Below are 16836 nucleotides of genomic sequence, written 5' to 3'. Positions count from 1 at the left end.
GGAGGACCCACTCAATTGTTAATGATTATCAATATCGCTTGCATTGAATGGTCGCAGGCTTACGGCAGAAAGACTTTCTATTGTTTAGCGCATGCGAAGCGCAATAAAAAAGCCCCGCATAGGCGAGGCGTGTTTTAATTAATGAAGCGGATTTCGATATTTATTAAGAACCAAGAATGTTATCTATTTTTTTCTGAACGAATCCTTCCAGCAAGCGCTTTGATACATCAACTAACGTCCCAATGCTTGCATCTTTAAATCCAGTCTTTACGGTATTCCATACTTCTTTATTTCGTATCGCTTCGAGAAAATCATGGCCGCTGGCAGTTAAACGTAACGGTAATGCGCCCCACGAACCTCCGTCATCTGCACCTTCAAAGTAACCGAAGCCATATTTACCGTCAGTTCTAGCAATCAGGTTTCGATCATCTAACAAGCGCATATGAAATAAGAATTCATTAGTCATGAAGTCATAGCCAGCTTGCTGCAATTTATAAATATCTGTTTGCGGCTCACCTGCAGCCTCGAAAGCTTCAAGAAGTCCTTTCAAATATTCATGATCTATTTTCATAGCCATCCCCACTTAAGAAGTGAGGGTTTAATTTAGCATTATCACAGGCACTCAGTGAATGCCTGCTGTAATGCCTACTCGCCCACAGAGTGCTCATAGCGTGAGATGGTCTTTCCTGCTGCGTTCATCACATAGGCCACCTCTCCTTCTTTCAGAAAGATGTTCTGATCCGTGCCGGCAACCGCGATGCTTTGTTGGGCGGGATTGAAACCAACGCTCAGACCGCTATGAATCTCTTCGCCGCCACCGGGCGACATTACTTTTACTGTTAACATGCTTCTTCTCCTGCTTCTGGGGATAAAAAAAGGCCGCCATTGGCGACCTTGTGAAGGTTTGATGCTATTAAGTTGTATGACACGGTTTGCAGCAGTAGTAACACCCATTTGCATTGTAACCAAGCCGCTTAGCTTCCGTTACAGCAGGTGCGCATGAGCCATAGTCACCAAGATATTTCCGGTTCGACTCCGACGGCATGTAACTGCAACCAGAAACATGAACTTCATTATCACCGTTAGACTGCTTATTCGTATTTACGTAATACAAAGACATTCTAATATCCCCAGAGTATCGCTGCGTTATGCAGCATCAGGGATAGTAATAATCTTACCGGTTCGTTTGTTCGATATATCCTTAGAATTTGAGCCCGTTCACTTTAAACATTGCTGCCTGATGTATTCCTGCAAGTAGCTCACTTGCCCGGTGATGGTGCTGGTTCGATATCTGAGGGCAAACCCAGGATTTCTCTTATTAACTACCGCTTACTCTTGCCAACCTGGCATTATGTGCCACGTTTAAATAACCCTAGCGTGGCTCCTACCCACACCAGGGAAACGCTCAGGGATGAGCGTTAGTCAATGCTTGAACCTATCAGATAAACGAAATATTTCTCCATTCGCCCTCTTCGGAGGGCTATTTTTGTTGCTGCCGCTGACGCTCAATATCACGGATACCTGCAAAGTTGTTATTGCCCTGCTCGATAGTTGAAAGCAGCGGCCGAATCCACAGCACCGCCTGGCAATATGTCAGCCCGCTGGTGGCATCGGCACTACCATCGGTTGTGTCAGGCTGGCCGGAATCGGTGTGCATTGCGCTGGCACGTAAACGGTACGCGTATTCGAGCAACCCGCGAGCAACGTCAGCAGGAACAGGCAGATCACAGGTTTTCTCACGGCGAAGAATCTCCCGGTATTCAATAACGGTTTTTTCGGCATCACCAGCGACTACCGCATTAGCACTGGCTGCCAGTTGCGCCACCTGGTTAAACCGGTTGACGTTGAATGCCTGAGTGGCAATCACCTGCCCCTGCAGCGCGTTGTCACTCTTCAGGACGCGGTTATCGCTTTCTGCATTTGACAGGTCAGCTTTTGCAAATGCCAACAGCGCTGCCAGAACGGCAATAACGACTACCGCCGCAATTGATGCAATAGCAGTTATGCGGTTCATCACGCACCATCCAGGAATAACGCACGCTCTGCCTCACGGCGACGGGTAAGACCAGTCAGCACCTGCCCGCCAGCTTTGTTCCAGCGTAAGAACTCATCGGCGGCGCCGCGGTAATCACCGGCATTAAGTTTTTTCAGCAGCGTTGATGTGGAAAGCGCCCGGGCGCCGAGGTTGTAGGCGAAAGCAACCAGCGCATCGAACTGGCCCTGCGTCAGTTTAACTTTCACCAGCTTCGATACGTCGCTTTCATAGCTGACCAGCCCGGTACGCAGCAAACGTTCTGCCGTTTCCTCTTTGATGGTCATTCCGGCGCGGATTGGTTTCCCGTCCACCGGCTGTGTCCAGCCATAGCCGATCGTCCACACGCCCACGCTGTCCTGATACGCCGTCAGCCGCAGACCTTCAAACTGTTTTATGAGCGCAATGCCCTTATCGCTGATCTGCATTATTCTGGCCTCAGTACGTGAAAAATCCGGGCTACGTTACCGCGCGCAGCGAATACAGCAGCGCAGATGATGAGATTCATCAACACGGTCGCCCAGTGAACATGGAAATAGAAATCGAACATGAAACGGAATGGCACCGAGGCATAAGCCAGGATGATCAGATATGCCAGCCATGACGCCCACCAGTTGTGTCGCCCGCCCGGCTTACGAAACATCATCAGGCGCAGAACAATAGCCGTACTGGTCACCACGTTGGTCAGTACCAGCGGATCACTTGTTACCATTTGTCCCTCCCCGCCACCTTTGCAGCAGCGACAGAGGATCCTGCTCGCTGAAGAAGGTGAGCGTCTTAATCGCCACCGCAGAAAGCAAAACCGCGCCGAGCGCATCAAGCGGTTTGTCACTGTAATGGGTGATGCTCGCCAGCATTGAACCCACCAGCCCGGAGCCGTACACGCCAGCGAAGTAAGAAACGATGAAGTAGGCCGAACGGCGGAGAATCGTCAGATCGGCAGCAGTGGCGACATAGAACACGGCGCCAGCGAACGCACCGAACACGACGCCGTAATCGGTGCCGGTTAACAAGCCATACAAACTGGCACCGGTTAAAGCGCTTGCCGCCGCAGCGGAACCGGAAACAGGTTCGGACATTTAGCCCCCTCGTATATGCTGTGAGTCCTCTCAGAATGAGGGGAATAAGAAAGGCCGCCTGTAGGCAGCCAGAAATGAAAAAGGCCACCAATTGGTGGCCTTTGCATTTACGGTGAGGTCTGACAAGCTACCCTCACATGAATATTATGAGTGTTGGTGAGTAGCCCCTAATGTCTCTAAATCTATGGGCGTGCTCTTGTACAGTTCAATTGGAACAGTTTTCTTGACCCTGACTGCCTGAGAGTTACAAAGGATAGATGCAAACCACAGAACCCGGTTAAAGCTCAAATTGAGCCTTATCATCATCTGAATAATCTTATCTGCTTCAGCAGCCGCTGGTAACGAGCTAGTATCTTCCATCTCTTCTCGTTTGCACTCTTCCAAGGTAGCCATAACTCTTGGGTCTTCTTCTTTTTGCAGACGCCAAGTTCTAGCCAACACAAGTGGAAGATTAAAAGACAATGTATCTTCGAACGAAGATGCGACTAACTGCTTGAGCCTAAGAGAAGCATCCTCCCGACCTAAATACTCCATAACCCGTTTTAGCATGATCATTCGACGCAAATATACAGCTCTCGCGTACAAAGAAAGTTGTAAGAACACCAGCCCTACTATAAGCAGAGGAATAAAAGTGCTCATATGTCACCCACCAGTTGTGGTTGTTGTTGTGTTCGGAGCTTCAACCTTGTCGGCTGCAACATCCATTGTCTTCTTACTACTATCGGCAAACTCATACTGTAACTTTAGCTTAGATATAACAGCTTCGTTGTCCAGTCGACGCATGTTAGCTGCAAATTTGAGCAAAAGATATAGGGGCAGTGATCCTAAAAGAAGTAAGAAACCTATCGATGCAATTGTTGGGTTCTTATCATAAAAGGAAAGTACTGCACCAAAGGTCTCATGAGCCAAGTCACCAACCCAGCTCTTAGAATCTTCATCAGACATGATTAACGGCCCATACTTTTTTTTACAAAAAAATAGCATGGCACATGTATTAATCAAGGTGATGAGATCAGGACTTAGTATTTACACAACTTACGAATGAATCAAAGTCAATCTGCAGTTTTTTATAAAACTTAATTACTAACAATAAGAATATTCCGCTTACTGGTACGGGCAACCAATTCATTGTTATTGCAGATTCAAATTGTGGTCCTGCCTTATTGAGCTTTCCGTTAGGCTGAAACATGTAACATTAGTATCGCCATCGCACTTATCTCATTGGTGGCGGTTTACCATAAAAAAACCCGCTCGCTGGCGGGTTTTTAACGCTGAACACACAATGCCCATCGTTGGGAAAATCCTAACCAGTTTTTTTGAAAATTGCAAGCATCGTGACGCCATAAGTCGCGAAAATGTGGCTAACGTGTCACTTTTCTCAAATACATCTCTGCGCTTGCCTCTTCAAGCCAGCATTTAGTCACCAACGCGTTAATCACATCGGCATAACCGCTATACCATTCGTAATTGGTCAGGTCTGGCACAACTTTTTTGACCAGTGCGCGGGCAAGCGTTGTCGGAACGCGGCTGTAGCGATTGCCATTACAGCGACCGCATACCTTATTAACCGGTACACCGTGCAGCTTGGTGCGCTTTTCATCGAGCACTTCGCCCTTGCCTTTACAGCCACGGCACGCTGTTCTTACCTCTCCTTTACCGCCGCAGTGATGGCAGATCTCTTGCACCTCTTCATACCTGACCTTTGCCTCCACACCTTTAACGCCGGGGTGCTTGACCACATCGCGCATAACATGTAATACACCAAGGCCATTACAGTGCGGGCACCGCGCCTTACTTGCCGCCGATCGGGAATAATCGGCATAGGCGAATTGCACCAACACCGGCAGAATTTCGAGGCGGTCTTTCTCGCTGAGTTTCGTCAGCACCGGATTTTTTAGCGCCAGCGCATAGTTCATCAGTCCATCAATCGCCGGTGCCGGATCCTGAATCCCCATCTTTGCCAGGAACAGATTAAAGCCAAGCGATGCTTTTGACTGCACCATGCCCTGAGCCGCCATTACATCGGTAATGGTCAGTGCGACACCGCCCGTAGCTGGCGTCTCGTCGTTATATTTCTGCGACTTTGGCGAATAGAATTTAGGTAATGATTCGAGGTTCATAGCGTCTCCACTTTACGCAAGCACCAGCACGCCTATGGCTGCCGCTTTTTGTTGAATTCGTATAACCAGTTCAAGCTGGCTACCATGTTTTTCTTCCCATGCTTTTGGATCTGCATGAAGCTCACGGTGATCCGCCCTGCAAAGCGGAATAACGTGAAAATCATGAGCTTTTGTTCCCATTCCTCCTTGTCCATGTCCAATCAGGTGGTGAGCATCATCAGCAGGCATGCCGCATGCAACACAGGGCTGCGTCTTAACCCAACTGATATATTTGGGTATTACCAGTCGAGTGCTTTTTGGACGCTTCATTTGAGCGTTCGGTGTATCCGGGTCTGCTGCTATTTTCACTACTTGCTTTGCGACCTCCTTAACGATTTCCCGCGCCTGCGGCATACCGGGCACCAGATCAAGCTCGCGCGTCACCGATTTAATGACCGGCTTAGGCATAAGGAGAACCTGCCGTGCGGCTTCCTCCGGCAGCACGTCGGCGAGGCCGTAACGCGCCAGCCACCAGCAGAACTCCGGCAGCGTCAGTGAATGGGAGTCGTCGAAGCCAAGCTCACGGCGTGCGGTCGTGAGGATGTATGAGGCGCAGTTCGCCCTTGCTATGGCTGCCAGTCGCTCTGTGCTGTGCTCGCGAAGGATGTTGTCGCAGTGCCAGCACAGCCGGATCGCACCCGGCGCGTGGCGCATGGTTGTCATGTTCTCATCGTGCCAGCTTTCGTGTGGCCACTGGCATCCGGTACCGGATTCAAGCCAGCTTTCCAGGCCGTTGATGCCGCCAGCGCGGCGCAACACCGCTTCATTTTCGAATACGCCAGCCAGTGCCGGATCTTCCGCCAGCGGCTGCTCTGCTGGTGGCAGTTCACCGTTCGGCATACCCGCCAGGCGCTCGGGTTCGTTCTCAAGCAACATGCGGCCGCGGCGAAAATACGGCAGTAGGCTGGTGCCGGGACGGAACATGACAAGCCCAAGCTCAGTTACCACGACGGGGTTTAACAGAACCCTCACTCTGCGCCCTCCTTCGCGATATGTGCAGCCCACAGACCGCCAATCCACTGCACACCTTTTGCGGTAAATCGTGCCTGGCTGAATGCATGGTTGTTTTCGGTGCTGGTACCGGTTTTCACTTCGAACCGGCCAAGAGCGATATGACGGTGGCGCGGTGTCAGCGTGCCGCCCAGTCGGTATAGAATGTCGTTATCCAGCAGGAAGCATCGAAAATCTGGCTCTTTTGCGTTAAGCAGCTTCGCTACCTGTCTGAAGGACATCGAGCCTTTCGCGGAGCAATAACGGTCGACAAACTCAACCTTTGGCGCAGCGGCGGCAAGTTCTTGCTTAAGTTGTTGTTGCTGCTCTGCAAGGTCAGCAGCGAGGCGCAGTGCTTCAGGTAATGACTTCGGCACCTGCATTGCCTGCTGGCTTTCCAGTTCCTGCCAGCGATCTACCAGGCGCGCGGTAAATTCGGGAGATAATCTGGCAACCACAATATAACTGTCTCGCTTGCATACCTCATAAACCGATACGGATTGTCCTAGATGATTTTTAACAACCCCCAATGGAGGAAGCTGAATAACTCCGCGCTCTGCCAGTCGCTCGATGGTGCGCTTAACATTGTCGTGACGTGACTCAACCAGATCGGCAATCTCCTGGCTGCTCATTGTCAATTCCTGCCCTGGCATAAATGGCGCAGGGGTGAAAGCTGGTGTTGCGTTCATCTGTTGCATGCGTATCTCCTTTAAGCGGCTGCAACCGCTGTTGGTTCAAACTTGCTGATCGTGATCTCCACCATGCCGCCCTGCTGTACCGGTCCCCACTCCACCAGCAGGCGTTTAACCTGGCTGTCGTCCTCCCACACTCCGGCATGCGTTAGCGAATCAAGCAGCGCTTTGCAGTAATTGTCGATGTCGCGGAGACGCTCATCAGGTGGGAAGAGTGTTATTTCCACAGCGGCCAGTGCGGTTGATGGCTTCGGCAAGCGGCGTAGCTGCTCGATAATTGCCGCGCAGGCAGCACTCTGGTACTTTCGCCCGGCGGCGCTGATAAGGTGGCGGCCTTTAAGCGGCCCTTTATTCGGGGCGCGCCAGTAGGTGTTCACGCTCGGCGGGAAAGGTAAAATCAGCTTCATGCCGTGGACCCTCTGCGTTTCAGCCATTCCTGAGCCAGATCAGCCGAGCTTTCTTCACCCGCCAGGAGTGCGCGGATCAATTCCTCGGCTTCATCGAGCGCCAGCGTGTCGTTTACGCCAATCACTTTGATTCCGCGCGCGGTGCCGCTGGCAATCGTGATGTAGCCTTTTTTCACCAGGGCGCGCAGGTGTTCAAAGGCAGCGTTGACCGACGCGACGCCAATCAGCGCCGAAAGCTCGGTGTAGGTCGGCGGGTAGCCGTGCACGTTGTGAAAATCCACCAGCGCATTAAGCACCTGCTGCTGCCGGTCAGTCAGTGGTTTACGTTCTTCCACGGTTCCCCCTCAGAGAATGGCCACGATGTCGGTGGCGGTTTCGCGCGTGCTGCCTTTGCTCGATATGGCGCGGCGGGCGCTGACATGGTGCAGGTCGAAGCCATGCCCCTTGTAAAGCTCGATGATGCGAGGCGCGGTGGAATTGCTGATCACCACTCTGGCGCCACGCTCATGCGCGGCCACACAGCAGCGCGCTAACGCCTGCTGGTCGTCCCACGTAAAACCCCCGGCGGCATAGTTGGTAAAACCGGCGGTACCGGGCATCGGTTCGTATGGCGGATCGCAGTACACAACATCACCCTCACCGGCAAGCGCCAGGGTTTTCTGAAAACCAGCGTTCATAAACACGCAGTTGTGCGCCATGTTGGCGAAGGTTTTTATTTCTTCTTGTGGAAAATACGGGGAGCGGTACTTGCCAAAGCCGACATTAAATTGCCCGCTGAGGTTGTATCGAATCAGGCCGTTAAAGCAGTGTCTGTTCAGGTACAGGAATGCTGCTGCACGCTCAATGCTGTCTATCCGCTGCGCGTTGAATTCTTCCCGGACAATCCCATAACCGCGCTCAGAGTTGAGACTGGTGAACATGCGGCGGGCAAACGTCAGAACCTGCTCCGGAACGATGGCTAACATCTGGTACAGGTTGATCAGATCAGCGTTTACGTCAGCCAGCAGGAAACTTGCATGCTTATCAGAGTTGATGAAGACAGAACCGCCGCCCACGAATGGTTCGACGAGGCGTTTACCCGCCGGAATGAGGCGATCAAGTTCCGGCAGCAGTGAATACTTGCCACCAGCCCATTTGAGGAACGGGCGCTGCCATGCGCGTGGTGCTGGCGTTTCTGATGGTCTGGCAATGGTAATGACATTATCTACCTGGCTCACCATGCCCCCCCGATATTGGTTTCGTTCCAGCGGTTCCCGGCACCATCAGCAACGCCGCGCGTCATTCCTGACAGGCACTTTGCCCGGCGCAGCGCGAAGCATGCTCTGGCTTGTGGGGTTTTTGCACAGTCAAAGGCTTCCAGCCATACAGTGGCAGCGCGACGGCGTAAGCCCCTTGCCTCCAGATCAAGTGCCTTGTTCGCCAGTTCAACCGGACGGCCTGTTTCGCTGGGGGCAATCGGTGCGTCGGTGTAATACAGGAAAAAGCGGCCAAGCGGCTTGCGCTTTAACTGGCCGATGCTCGCCAGGCGCTCAAGCGTGCGCTGTACAACTCTGAGATCCAGATGTTCAAGGCCGCAACACACCTCGCTAGTGGTGCATTCGCCGTTTTGCTGGATGTATTCGAGGACTTCAGAAAAGGCGCTCATCCACGGAACCCCGGCGGTATAGTGGTATCAGGGCAACTAATGGCATTGATGTCCCTCTCCCGTTTCCTGTCCCATGTCTCGCGAAGCGGACGGCCTTTCGCTTCCCAGTTGGTGGCGCGCTGAAGGTAACCTTCGAATTTCTTCGGCCCAAACAGAGTTTCCGGGCGCATGTACTGATAAAACTCGTCGTTGTCGCGCCAGTGCTCGTGCTTCAGGTCGATAACCAGTTTCATGTCATTGACTGTGAACCCCTCGCGAAGACGCGCGCGGATGTGCTCAAGCGATCTCCGTGATTTCTGGTAACGAGATCCGCTGACCTGGTTCAGATGGGTAAGAACCTCAATCGCAGAATCAGTTATTGCCACTTCGGGGTCGGGTTGCGCAGCAACCTGACAAGAGGGTTTTGAGATCTGTTTGTGGTGATCTGTGTAATGATCTGTATAGAGAATAGGTTCCGCGACTTCGCGGTTAGGGTTCTGCGATTCTGCGGTTTCGGTTCCGCGATTCTGCGTAATGGGTTCCGCAACTTCGCGTTTCCCGTTCCGCGATTCTGCGGAATCCACTGGATTCGCAGGAAAGAGAGCATTTATCAGCGCATCACCATCAATTCGGTAATGCGTTTTTTTGGTGCCATTAACCTGACGCTGTGCTTTTTCCACCACACCATGAAGCCAGCGCGTGCAAATCTTGTTTACGAGGCGCTGCACCTGGTCTTCACTTACACCACGGATTTCGGCTGCAAGCTCGCTGTGCTCTTTGTAAAACCAACCATCATTCAGATCTGATTTACCTGACCAGAACACAAGCTGATTTAGTATTGCCCCAAGCGCATGCGCCTGCTGATCGCCGGAAAAGAAGTCTAGGTAAGGAACAGGGATCGTGATGCTGTTTCTCTGCCCTGACAGCGACTGGACGATTTCAAATATCTGGCTCATGGTCGTCCTTTATTTCTCTGAATTTACGCTGGAACTGCTCAAGCGGGCTGAAGCATTCATGCTCATAGCCTTGCGCTTCACGAAGATAGATAACGCGCTGCTTTTCTGGCTCCCAGCGGATAACCCGTACCGGGATTCCGCGGTGGTCTCTGAACCGCCGGTTAACTTCAGCCATTCTTCGCGCCCCTGCTCGTTCATAGTGGCAAACTCCTCTACCATTCCGGCGGCGCGCTGGTAGTTGTTGGCATCTGCGCAACCGCGTACTCTTTCCACATAGCCGAACGGTGCATTACGCCCCACCAGCGGTGGGCAGCGGAATTGCTTAGCTGGCCGATATCGGTTTAAACTGTTCATGCGTAGGTATCTCCACAACGATCGACACGCCACGACGCCAGAGGCTGCAACCTGCTGGCGTCACTTCTTTTTGCGGCTGAATAATTCGATGATGGCCGCGACTTCTTCTTCACGCGCAGCCATATGACGGCGGTGATATTCGTGGATAAGTTCTGCTTCATGCTGTTCAATCACCCCGTCTTTTAGTGCCTGTTGGATAATCTGATCAACCTGCCCGCGAGCTGCGGCGGTGCGCATCGCCCTGCTGAAAAGGTCGACGCGATCGAGATCTTCAAAGGTTGGAACTTCCACCAGCAGACAGCCGCGGCGCTTCGCAAAGTAATCAGCCAGGAATGAGGTATTCGATAAGTCCTCCATCGCTTCCAGCTCTGTCACTTCGAAAAACCGGCAGCCGTTTTTCTCGTAAAGGTTGTTATTGAACTGCGTGGCGGTCATGCCAAGCGCACCGGCCATGGCTTCACGTCCACCGGGATAGGCTTTACACATCGCCTTAACCACTTCTTTCAAGCTGTGCTCTACCATCTTGTTTTTCCTTTGGTAGTTACGATTAAGCGGCCGTTTCGTTAGGCTTTGCATAAAGAGTCGGATCGACTTTCAATGCGTTGTTGGTGATGGTCTGGATTTCAAAAGCGCGACCTTTAGGAATTACGTTTCCCCAGCCTGAAACTGATGCGTGAGAAATACCCAGCAGCCTTGCAAGGTTGCTCACGCCACCGAAGTAAGAAAGCACTTCGTCTTTGTTCATATGACCCTCTCATGTAGTAAATGGGAACATCTGAATAGTAGGATATCTTACATATAGAGGTCAAGGATTCCTACATAGATAAATGGTAGGATTGCCTACATGAAAATGAATGATCGCATCCGCTCACGCCGTAAAGAGCTAAAGCTGACTCAGGCTGTATTAGGGAAGCTCGTTGGCGTTAACCGTGTAACTGTCACTGGCTGGGAATCTGGTGATTATGCTCCTGGTGGTTCTAACCTTCAGGCGTTGGCTGCTGCTCTAAAATGCAATCCCCAATGGCTCATTGCTGGTGTTGGTGATCCTGAAAGTGATGCACCAGCGTTAAGCCCCACAGATAAATTTGGAGTGAAGCAAATCCCTGTCCTGACTTGGGTTCAGGCTGGTGAATGGACTGAATCTGCATCGCCAATAACACAAAATGATGTTTCTGAATGGATTTATACCACTGCAAACCTCTCTGATGAGGGATTCGCGCTGAAAGTACGTGGCGATTCAATGACTAATCCAAATGGAGCGCCAAGTATCCCAGAGGGCTCTTTGGTGATAGTTGATCCAGATTATGGTAGTCCATACGAGGTTAACGGCCGGATTGTGGTAGCTCAGATTGAAGGTTCCACTGAGGCGACATTGAAAAAATTCGTCATCGATGGGCCGATGAAATACCTTGTCCCTTTGAATCCAAATTATCGAGTGCTTGAGGTAAATGGAAACTGCCGTATTGTCGGCGTCGTTAAACAGGTTGTTACCGACCTCTGAAAAGATCCGCAATTCAACCAAAGCCGCCAAGTGCGGCATTTTTTTTACCCATCGATGTAAGATTTCCTACTTTTCATGTTGACACGGCAAGGTAAGTTATCCTACATTCAATTCGTCGGCGTATGGCACATGCGTCGTTAGCGGTCCGGGGATTCCTTTGACAGTATCCCGATCCAGCGGGTAGCCGGAATGTGCAAGCCAGCCCCGTACTTCGGCCTGAGTGATTCACCATCGTGGCGATTAGGTGTGACCACCGGGAAGAGTCCGGTAAAACGCGGCGGCTAAAAGTGTGCTCTCGGATAGCTGAGGATTTCGATAACGGTGTGGCGGGCCTGCTCGACGCTCTCAGTGTAACCGGTGATTTCGACGGGAGCCTCCTTGATGAAATCCACAGCATCATCGGTGCTGATGGTGCCGTCGGAAATAAGAGCCGAGATCAGCGCAACGGTAAATTCAGACCGTGCGACAAGGTTTACAACGTTTTTCTCGGCTACTGCCTGAGCCTCTTTCAGGCGGGCAATTTCGAGAGTCAGTTGGTTAATTTGTTGCTGCAGCACCGTGTCCATATTCGAGTCCTTCTGATTGGGTGAGAACACAAGGAAACCACCGAACCTGATGTGGTTAAAAGCCAGGCACACAACATGAAAGCGCACTCCTTCTCTCATCAGTTATGGGTGGCAGGTGTGATTAAGCGGGAGTGCGCTTCCAGTTGTGGTGAATTGCAGCCGCTTCGACAGTAACGAGAAGATAAGCGTCTGGCACCACACAACAGTATAAATGCCAACTGGTAGTTTTTGGCGGCGTCGGATCTTTCCCGTGAGGGCGCCGCATTTTTTTTACATAACTGTAAGCGCGTTCCGGCCTCTTCCCCTGAGTGTCTGGTCGTTAATGCAAACCCCTTCCGGAGCGCGCTTTCAATTATGTGGAGATACCACAGGCGGTTGCAGCCGCCCGCTTCATTAAGCGCCCTGCTCCGGGCGTTTATTAAAGCGAACTGTCATTAATTATCGCCACCCGGCGAGGGATTCGTGCATCCAAAAATCGCGCGTTGCAGCGCGCAAAGGAGATACAACGCAATGAAAGAAACCTTTATTCGCACCTACACGGGCAAAAAGTTTGACTACCTGACGGCCACCACCGACGACATTGATATCGAAGATATTGCCAATGCCCTGTCTAAGGTCTGCCGCTTTAACGGTCATCTGCCGGAATTCTACAGCGTAGCGCAGCATTCGGTGCTGTGTAGCCGCATCGTTCCGGTTGAGAACGCATTTGAAGCACTGATGCACGATGCTGCCGAAGCCTATGTGCAGGACATTCCCGCACCACTGAAAGCGCTGCTACCTGACTACCAGCGCATCGAGGCTCTGGTTGATGAAATGATCCGCCAAAAGTTCGGGTTGCCGCGCGAGCATACGCCAGTCGTCAAATATGCAGACCTCACCATGCTTGCGACCGAGCGCCGTGATCTGGATATCGACGACGGTACTACCTGGGCAATTCTGGAAAATATTCCGGCAACCGACCTGATCCAGATTAACCCGCTCCGCCCAGGGCAAGCCTATGCCCTCTTCATGAATCGCTTTAACGAATTGCAGGAGGCACGCCAATGCGCCTGAATGCCAAAGAACTGATCGCTGATGCCCGCGTTACGGCTCCTACTCTGCCACCAGCAGCATCGAAGTTAATGACTGAAATGGCTGACCGCCTGGATGTTCAGTTTGCGGCGCTGTGCGAATCACGCGAGCAGGTTAAGCGGATCGCTGTGGAAAGTGACTTCAACCTGCATTGTGCAGCGCGTGAATTAAATACGTCGTGGATGATGCACAGAACAATGCTCGGCGCGCAGGCCGCCCTGCTTTGCCTTTCACAGGGTGATATCCGTTCTGCAAAAGACTGGCTTGAAGGTACCACGGACGAAGCATTTGCGGATATGCCTGACGATTTGACGCCTGATGGTTTGCAGGCATGGTACGACAGGAACATGACCAGCAATGACGGCGGTAATGGGTTCCTAACGCAAGAAGAAGCTCTGGTAAAACTGCGCCAGCGCGCTCCCGCCACCGACGCTGCAATCGCCTCCCTGCGCACAGAAGGGGCAGCAAATGCCATTCCTGAAGGCTATGCGCTGATGCCAAAACAAATTCACCTGGATGCTGACGCTGTTGAGTGCATTTGCTCTCAGGGTGGCGATGGTGGGTACAACTACGGCGATTTCACAGATGTGGTTTTGTGGGTTGGCGAAGTGGAAGACGATGACGGTAGTAAAACTCACGGCCTGAATGTTTCCTCCGCAGACTACCCAGAAGAAGGCTCAATCAATCTTTGCGAGTTTTCTGCCCAGCTCCGCAGCCAGTCTGAGCAGGTGAAGGGGGTGCAATCGTGAGCGAGCTTTCAATCCTCGATATGTGCTGCGGCAGCCGCATGTTCTGGTTCGATAAGCAGGACAATCGCGCAGTGTTCAGCGATATCCGCGCCGAGCAGCACACGCTATGCGACGGGCGTAGCCTCGTTATCAACCCGGATGTGATAGCTGACTTCCGCGCGCTGCCGTTCGCTGATTCATCTTTCCCGGTTGTTGTGTTCGATCCGCCACACCTTGAGCGCGTCGGCGATAACGCCTGGATGGGTAAAAAATACGGACGCCTGAACAAAGACACCTGGCGCGATGACCTGCGCGCCGGCTTCAAAGAGGCTTTCCGCGTGCTGTGGCCACACGGCGTACTCGTTTTCAAATGGAACGAAACGCAGATACCAGTGAGCCAGATTCTCGCGCTGACCGACGAGAAGCCAGCCATCTGGCAGCGCACCGGCAAAGCCGACAAAACGCACTGGGTGTTATTCGTGAAAGGCAACGCAGGAGAAGGCAGCAATGGCTAAGCACTCTCACACCACCGCGCGCCTTGAGAAAAAGGTATCTAAAAACGCAAAAGAGCTTTTGCTGGCGTTGTTTCCTCACTTCAAGGCGAAAGACTTCTCACTTGAAGAGGGAGATTTCACCGGGTATCGCGGGGACGTTTTTCACCAGCAATGGCATGTCTGGTTCGGGCCCGATTATTTCTATGGAGATTACGACAGCGAGGATTGTTACTGGATTCTCTACTCCTGGCTTATCGACAACACCACTGACTTTGAAGGCATGTCTGCTGCGCAGGAAGAGAACGACTGGCAAGAGGACACTGACCTTGAGCCGTTTTATTCACCGTGGCGAGGCGCTTCACGCGCAGAGGTAATTAGCCACTGCCGCGACCTGGTTAAAGCTGGCGTAACACTTGAGAGGATGCGCTGATATGAGCATGACTAACAACGACGAGCTGGCGCTGAAGCTGAAAGCGGCGGCAGAGAAAGCGACAAAAGGTAACTGGCGTCGCGCATCAACCCGATTTAATGGAATCACCGCGACTCCATTCTCACTCAGTGGCGTAGAGAGGATGCTGGCCAGAACATTAGAGAAATGTGATGCGGAATTCATCACTACTGCATCGCCAGCCAACATCCTCGCCCTGCTGGCAGAGCGTGACGCCGACAAGAAGCGCATCGAAATGCTGGAAAAATACGTCAACGAGCGTGACGCACAAAACCAGGATTTACTGCTGACAATCGGCAAGCTTCGCGAAGAGCTGGAAGCGCGGACAGTTAGCGTTAAGTTGCCGGATTGCGATTACGCAGCCGTTCAGCACATGTCAGGCGGCACACCGATTACTGCTGATGGCACGCAGAACGCCATAAAGTGCTTCAAGGCCGACCTTGCCGCCGCTGGCATCAAACTGGATGTGGGAGAGTGATTATGCAAACTGAAGATTACGAAATTGACCGTAAAGATCTGGAATTGTGGTGGGGGCTTAGTTACGCGAGTTTTCTGGTGATGCCGCGTGTTGCCATGCAACTTATGCCAGAAGAATGGCAGGAGAAAATGGCAGAGTTGCTTAATCAATATGATGAGGCAATCAATACTGATGCCTTCGGCGTTAAGGGCTGTCGTGTCCAGGCGATTGGTGAGAATGGCAAGCTGATGACGATGCCTGACGAATGGAAGAATTATCGTCATCCCTCGCGTGAAACCAAAGCCGCGATTAAAAAGCCTGATGGGGAATAGATATGGCGCTCACTAAAAAACAACGCTCCGAGCTGCGAATGAAATTCGGTGGCCGCTGCGCGTATTGTGGTTGCGAGCTTGGCGAAAAATGGCATGCCGATCACGTTGAAGCGGTACGAAGAAATATCAGTAACGGCTACGCAATGGACAAGCCAGAAAATGACACCATCAGCAATATGGTTCCAGCATGCATTCCATGCAATCTGTTCAAAATGTGCAGCACCGTTGAAGACTTCCGCAGTCGCATAGCTACCCAGGTTGACGTGACGCGCCGGGCATCAAGAAGTTACCGCACCGCTGAATCATTCGGTCTAATTAAACCAACTAACGCGCCAGTGGTGTTCTGGTTTGAACAATATCAGCAGCAGGAGGCAGTATGACAGCAAAACTGAGCCGGCAAGAGTTAGAGACAGTGCTAACGCAATGTCGAAACTATCATGCTGACTGCATAGCACCTGTTTCTGTGCGTAAAGTCGAAACAATGGCCCGCATGCTGCTGGCGGGAATGAGCAGAGAGCCGGTGGCGGATATTCGTGAGGATTTGGGGCGGCTTTTCGTGCACATCAAGCATCCTACTAATCTGAAAGCTGGAGATGTCCTCTACGCCGCACCGCCAGCGCCGGTGGCTGCGCCTGAATGCTTCCGCAACGCGGTATCAGCGCTTGAGTCTCTTTATCGAAACGGGCAGAAACAATGCTGGAATGAGCGCTACACGACGGACATGGCTTATGCCTCCGGTGTGCTCAATGCCTGCCGCGCCGCCATGCAAGCCGAACCTGTAACGGCGGCTACGGTGCCTGGGGATTTGCTGGCAACGTTCACCCGGAAACGACTGTTACAAATCATCGTCACTGGGCCTGATGCATCTGGTGCAGAACAAAACATACTGGCTCGCATAGCGCTGTCACTGATGCCACTCCCGGCAGCGCCTGAGCAGGAGGTGTGA

The 16836-nt window shown here is 52.1% G+C and carries 29 protein-coding genes; 9 read left to right on the top strand and 20 right to left on the bottom strand.

Annotation, left to right across the window (positions count from 1 at the left end; genetic code table 11):
• Positions 1 to 163: 163 nt before the first annotated feature.
• The 19 genes from M8Q36_RS15515 to M8Q36_RS15425 all read right to left on the bottom strand — a co-directional run bounded on the left by M8Q36_RS15515 (position 164) and on the right by M8Q36_RS15425 (position 11038).
• The gene (locus M8Q36_RS15515) at positions 164 to 571 is read right to left on the bottom strand and encodes a DUF2513 domain-containing protein (protein WP_249881471.1); all 408 of its coding nucleotides are present in this window, start codon (positions 569 to 571) and stop codon (positions 164 to 166) included.
• Positions 572 to 645: 74 nt separating this feature from the next.
• Complete coding sequence (locus M8Q36_RS15510) at positions 646 to 846, bottom strand: hypothetical protein (protein WP_249881470.1); 201 nt, start codon at positions 844 to 846, stop codon at positions 646 to 648.
• A gap of 634 nt (positions 847 to 1480) precedes the next feature.
• Positions 1481 to 2014, bottom strand: coding sequence for a hypothetical protein (locus M8Q36_RS15505; RefSeq protein WP_249881469.1), 534 nt, complete (start codon positions 2012 to 2014; stop codon positions 1481 to 1483).
• Positions 2014 to 2463, bottom strand: a complete 450-nt coding sequence (locus M8Q36_RS15500) for a lysozyme (protein WP_249882783.1) — start codon at positions 2461 to 2463, stop codon at positions 2014 to 2016. Before M8Q36_RS15500 ends, M8Q36_RS15505 begins: the two co-directional genes overlap by 1 nt.
• Entirely contained in the window at positions 2460 to 2744 is a 285-nt protein-coding gene (locus M8Q36_RS15495; RefSeq protein ID WP_061493547.1) for a phage holin family protein, read from the bottom strand. The genes M8Q36_RS15500 and M8Q36_RS15495 overlap by 4 nt, the downstream gene beginning before the upstream one ends.
• Positions 2731 to 3111: a phage holin family protein gene (locus M8Q36_RS15490; RefSeq protein ID WP_020454456.1), complete on the bottom strand. Its 381-nt coding sequence runs from the start codon at positions 3109 to 3111 to the stop codon at positions 2731 to 2733. The genes M8Q36_RS15495 and M8Q36_RS15490 overlap by 14 nt, the downstream gene beginning before the upstream one ends.
• A 144-nt stretch (positions 3112 to 3255) precedes the next feature.
• Complete coding sequence (locus M8Q36_RS15485) at positions 3256 to 3750, bottom strand: hypothetical protein (RefSeq protein WP_249881468.1); 495 nt, start codon at positions 3748 to 3750, stop codon at positions 3256 to 3258.
• A gap of 3 nt (positions 3751 to 3753) precedes the next feature.
• A complete protein-coding gene (locus tag M8Q36_RS15480) occupies positions 3754 to 4056 on the bottom strand; it encodes a hypothetical protein (RefSeq protein WP_249881467.1) in 303 nt (100 codons plus the stop codon).
• A 416-nt stretch (positions 4057 to 4472) separates the two neighbouring features.
• Positions 4473 to 5231, bottom strand: coding sequence for an antitermination protein (locus tag M8Q36_RS15475; protein WP_249881466.1), 759 nt, complete (start codon positions 5229 to 5231; stop codon positions 4473 to 4475).
• 12 nt (positions 5232 to 5243) lie between these two features.
• Positions 5244 to 6242, bottom strand: coding sequence for a DUF968 domain-containing protein (locus tag M8Q36_RS15470; RefSeq protein WP_249881465.1), 999 nt, complete (start codon positions 6240 to 6242; stop codon positions 5244 to 5246).
• A complete protein-coding gene (locus M8Q36_RS15465; RefSeq protein WP_502825474.1) occupies positions 6239 to 6958 on the bottom strand; it encodes a phage antirepressor KilAC domain-containing protein in 720 nt (239 codons plus the stop codon). The genes M8Q36_RS15470 and M8Q36_RS15465 overlap by 4 nt, the downstream gene beginning before the upstream one ends.
• An 11-nt stretch (positions 6959 to 6969) precedes the next feature.
• Entirely contained in the window at positions 6970 to 7359 is a 390-nt protein-coding gene (locus M8Q36_RS15460) for a RusA family crossover junction endodeoxyribonuclease (RefSeq protein ID WP_249881464.1), read from the bottom strand.
• A complete protein-coding gene (locus tag M8Q36_RS15455) occupies positions 7356 to 7694 on the bottom strand; it encodes a LexA family protein (protein WP_249881463.1) in 339 nt (112 codons plus the stop codon). Before M8Q36_RS15455 ends, M8Q36_RS15460 begins: the two co-directional genes overlap by 4 nt.
• Positions 7695 to 7703: 9 nt before the next feature.
• On the bottom strand, positions 7704 to 8579 hold the full coding sequence (locus M8Q36_RS15450) for a DNA adenine methylase (RefSeq protein ID WP_249881462.1): 876 nt from the start codon (positions 8577 to 8579) through the stop codon (positions 7704 to 7706).
• The gene (locus M8Q36_RS15445) at positions 8573 to 9004 is read right to left on the bottom strand and encodes a PerC family transcriptional regulator (protein WP_249881461.1); all 432 of its coding nucleotides are present in this window, start codon (positions 9002 to 9004) and stop codon (positions 8573 to 8575) included. The genes M8Q36_RS15450 and M8Q36_RS15445 overlap by 7 nt, the downstream gene beginning before the upstream one ends.
• Positions 9001 to 9939, bottom strand: coding sequence for a conserved phage C-terminal domain-containing protein (locus M8Q36_RS15440; RefSeq protein WP_249881460.1), 939 nt, complete (start codon positions 9937 to 9939; stop codon positions 9001 to 9003). Before M8Q36_RS15440 ends, M8Q36_RS15445 begins: the two co-directional genes overlap by 4 nt.
• Entirely contained in the window at positions 9923 to 10114 is a 192-nt protein-coding gene (locus tag M8Q36_RS15435) for a DUF4222 domain-containing protein (protein ID WP_249881459.1), read from the bottom strand. Before M8Q36_RS15435 ends, M8Q36_RS15440 begins: the two co-directional genes overlap by 17 nt.
• A gap of 239 nt (positions 10115 to 10353) precedes the next feature.
• Complete coding sequence (locus M8Q36_RS15430) at positions 10354 to 10815, bottom strand: YmfL family putative regulatory protein (protein WP_249881458.1); 462 nt, start codon at positions 10813 to 10815, stop codon at positions 10354 to 10356.
• Between the two features lie 25 nt (positions 10816 to 10840).
• Complete coding sequence (locus tag M8Q36_RS15425; RefSeq protein WP_131409057.1) at positions 10841 to 11038, bottom strand: Cro/CI family transcriptional regulator; 198 nt, start codon at positions 11036 to 11038, stop codon at positions 10841 to 10843.
• 99 nt (positions 11039 to 11137) lie between these two features.
• Here M8Q36_RS15425 and M8Q36_RS15420 point away from each other — a divergent pair, with 99 nt between their 5' ends.
• Complete coding sequence (locus M8Q36_RS15420; protein WP_249881457.1) at positions 11138 to 11794, top strand: LexA family protein; 657 nt, start codon at positions 11138 to 11140, stop codon at positions 11792 to 11794.
• Positions 11795 to 12075: 281 nt separating this feature from the next.
• Here the strand turns inward: M8Q36_RS15420 and M8Q36_RS15415 are convergent, their stop codons facing one another.
• Entirely contained in the window at positions 12076 to 12360 is a 285-nt protein-coding gene (locus M8Q36_RS15415) for a hypothetical protein (RefSeq protein ID WP_249881456.1), read from the bottom strand.
• A gap of 510 nt (positions 12361 to 12870) precedes the next feature.
• Between M8Q36_RS15415 and M8Q36_RS15410 the strand changes: the two genes are divergently transcribed.
• From M8Q36_RS15410 to M8Q36_RS15375, 8 genes are read left to right on the top strand one after another with little or no spacing between them, the layout of a single operon-like run.
• On the top strand, positions 12871 to 13413 hold the full coding sequence (locus M8Q36_RS15410) for an HD family hydrolase (protein WP_249881455.1): 543 nt from the start codon (positions 12871 to 12873) through the stop codon (positions 13411 to 13413).
• Complete coding sequence (locus M8Q36_RS15405; RefSeq protein WP_249881454.1) at positions 13404 to 14180, top strand: hypothetical protein; 777 nt, start codon at positions 13404 to 13406, stop codon at positions 14178 to 14180. The genes M8Q36_RS15410 and M8Q36_RS15405 overlap by 10 nt, the downstream gene beginning before the upstream one ends.
• Before the next feature lie 20 nt (positions 14181 to 14200).
• Positions 14201 to 14674: an SAM-dependent methyltransferase gene (locus tag M8Q36_RS15400; RefSeq protein WP_283946085.1), complete on the top strand. Its 474-nt coding sequence runs from the start codon at positions 14201 to 14203 to the stop codon at positions 14672 to 14674.
• A complete protein-coding gene (locus M8Q36_RS15395) occupies positions 14667 to 15083 on the top strand; it encodes a hypothetical protein (RefSeq protein ID WP_249881452.1) in 417 nt (138 codons plus the stop codon). Before M8Q36_RS15400 ends, M8Q36_RS15395 begins: the two co-directional genes overlap by 8 nt.
• Position 15084: 1 nt before the next feature.
• A complete protein-coding gene (locus M8Q36_RS15390) occupies positions 15085 to 15579 on the top strand; it encodes an ead/Ea22-like family protein (RefSeq protein ID WP_249881451.1) in 495 nt (164 codons plus the stop codon).
• 2 nt (positions 15580 to 15581) lie between these two features.
• Positions 15582 to 15890, top strand: a complete 309-nt coding sequence (locus tag M8Q36_RS15385) for a hypothetical protein (RefSeq protein WP_249881450.1) — start codon at positions 15582 to 15584, stop codon at positions 15888 to 15890.
• A 2-nt stretch (positions 15891 to 15892) separates the two neighbouring features.
• Complete coding sequence (locus tag M8Q36_RS15380) at positions 15893 to 16270, top strand: HNH endonuclease (RefSeq protein ID WP_249881449.1); 378 nt, start codon at positions 15893 to 15895, stop codon at positions 16268 to 16270.
• Positions 16267 to 16836, top strand: coding sequence for a hypothetical protein (locus tag M8Q36_RS15375; RefSeq protein ID WP_249881448.1), 570 nt, complete (start codon positions 16267 to 16269; stop codon positions 16834 to 16836). Before M8Q36_RS15380 ends, M8Q36_RS15375 begins: the two co-directional genes overlap by 4 nt.

Origin of the sequence: Kosakonia sp. R1.Fl (assembly GCF_023516815.1) — a bacterium.
Taxonomy (GTDB): domain Bacteria; phylum Pseudomonadota; class Gammaproteobacteria; order Enterobacterales; family Enterobacteriaceae; genus Kosakonia.
The sequence above is the reverse complement of the archived record's forward strand: the minus strand, read 5'-3'. Positions and strand labels throughout refer to the sequence as shown.

Excerpts from the sequence above, each read along its gene's own strand:
- M8Q36_RS15505 (WP_249881469.1), bottom strand. The coding sequence starts at position 2,014 with ATGAACCGCATAACTGCTATTGCATCAATTGCGGCGGTAGTCGTTATT.
- M8Q36_RS15490 (WP_020454456.1), bottom strand. The coding sequence starts at position 3,111 with ATGTCCGAACCTGTTTCCGGTTCCGCTGCGGCGGCAAGCGCTTTAACC.
- M8Q36_RS15390 (WP_249881451.1), top strand. The coding sequence starts at position 15,085 with ATGAGCATGACTAACAACGACGAGCTGGCGCTGAAGCTGAAAGCGGCG.
- M8Q36_RS15480 (WP_249881467.1), bottom strand. The coding sequence starts at position 4,056 with ATGTCTGATGAAGATTCTAAGAGCTGGGTTGGTGACTTGGCTCATGAG.
- M8Q36_RS15460 (WP_249881464.1), bottom strand. The coding sequence starts at position 7,359 with ATGAAGCTGATTTTACCTTTCCCGCCGAGCGTGAACACCTACTGGCGC.
- M8Q36_RS15435 (WP_249881459.1), bottom strand. The coding sequence starts at position 10,114 with ATGGCTGAAGTTAACCGGCGGTTCAGAGACCACCGCGGAATCCCGGTA.
- M8Q36_RS15410 (WP_249881455.1), top strand. The coding sequence starts at position 12,871 with ATGAAAGAAACCTTTATTCGCACCTACACGGGCAAAAAGTTTGACTAC.
- M8Q36_RS15440 (WP_249881460.1), bottom strand. The coding sequence starts at position 9,939 with ATGAGCCAGATATTTGAAATCGTCCAGTCGCTGTCAGGGCAGAGAAAC.
- M8Q36_RS15475 (WP_249881466.1), bottom strand. The coding sequence starts at position 5,231 with ATGAACCTCGAATCATTACCTAAATTCTATTCGCCAAAGTCGCAGAAA.
- M8Q36_RS15465 (WP_502825474.1), bottom strand. The coding sequence starts at position 6,958 with ATGCAACAGATGAACGCAACACCAGCTTTCACCCCTGCGCCATTTATG.
- M8Q36_RS15495 (WP_061493547.1), bottom strand. The coding sequence starts at position 2,744 with ATGGTAACAAGTGATCCGCTGGTACTGACCAACGTGGTGACCAGTACG.
- M8Q36_RS15425 (WP_131409057.1), bottom strand. The coding sequence starts at position 11,038 with ATGAACAAAGACGAAGTGCTTTCTTACTTCGGTGGCGTGAGCAACCTT.
- M8Q36_RS15430 (WP_249881458.1), bottom strand. The coding sequence starts at position 10,815 with ATGGTAGAGCACAGCTTGAAAGAAGTGGTTAAGGCGATGTGTAAAGCC.
- M8Q36_RS15515 (WP_249881471.1), bottom strand. The coding sequence starts at position 571 with ATGAAAATAGATCATGAATATTTGAAAGGACTTCTTGAAGCTTTCGAG.
- M8Q36_RS15485 (WP_249881468.1), bottom strand. The coding sequence starts at position 3,750 with ATGAGCACTTTTATTCCTCTGCTTATAGTAGGGCTGGTGTTCTTACAA.
- M8Q36_RS15400 (WP_283946085.1), top strand. The coding sequence starts at position 14,201 with ATGTGCTGCGGCAGCCGCATGTTCTGGTTCGATAAGCAGGACAATCGC.
- M8Q36_RS15395 (WP_249881452.1), top strand. The coding sequence starts at position 14,667 with ATGGCTAAGCACTCTCACACCACCGCGCGCCTTGAGAAAAAGGTATCT.
- M8Q36_RS15420 (WP_249881457.1), top strand. The coding sequence starts at position 11,138 with ATGAAAATGAATGATCGCATCCGCTCACGCCGTAAAGAGCTAAAGCTG.
- M8Q36_RS15405 (WP_249881454.1), top strand. The coding sequence starts at position 13,404 with ATGCGCCTGAATGCCAAAGAACTGATCGCTGATGCCCGCGTTACGGCT.
- M8Q36_RS15375 (WP_249881448.1), top strand. The coding sequence starts at position 16,267 with ATGACAGCAAAACTGAGCCGGCAAGAGTTAGAGACAGTGCTAACGCAA.
- M8Q36_RS15445 (WP_249881461.1), bottom strand. The coding sequence starts at position 9,004 with ATGAGCGCCTTTTCTGAAGTCCTCGAATACATCCAGCAAAACGGCGAA.
- M8Q36_RS15450 (WP_249881462.1), bottom strand. The coding sequence starts at position 8,579 with ATGGTGAGCCAGGTAGATAATGTCATTACCATTGCCAGACCATCAGAA.
- M8Q36_RS15385 (WP_249881450.1), top strand. The coding sequence starts at position 15,582 with ATGCAAACTGAAGATTACGAAATTGACCGTAAAGATCTGGAATTGTGG.
- M8Q36_RS15380 (WP_249881449.1), top strand. The coding sequence starts at position 15,893 with ATGGCGCTCACTAAAAAACAACGCTCCGAGCTGCGAATGAAATTCGGT.
- M8Q36_RS15415 (WP_249881456.1), bottom strand. The coding sequence starts at position 12,360 with ATGGACACGGTGCTGCAGCAACAAATTAACCAACTGACTCTCGAAATT.
- M8Q36_RS15510 (WP_249881470.1), bottom strand. The coding sequence starts at position 846 with ATGTTAACAGTAAAAGTAATGTCGCCCGGTGGCGGCGAAGAGATTCAT.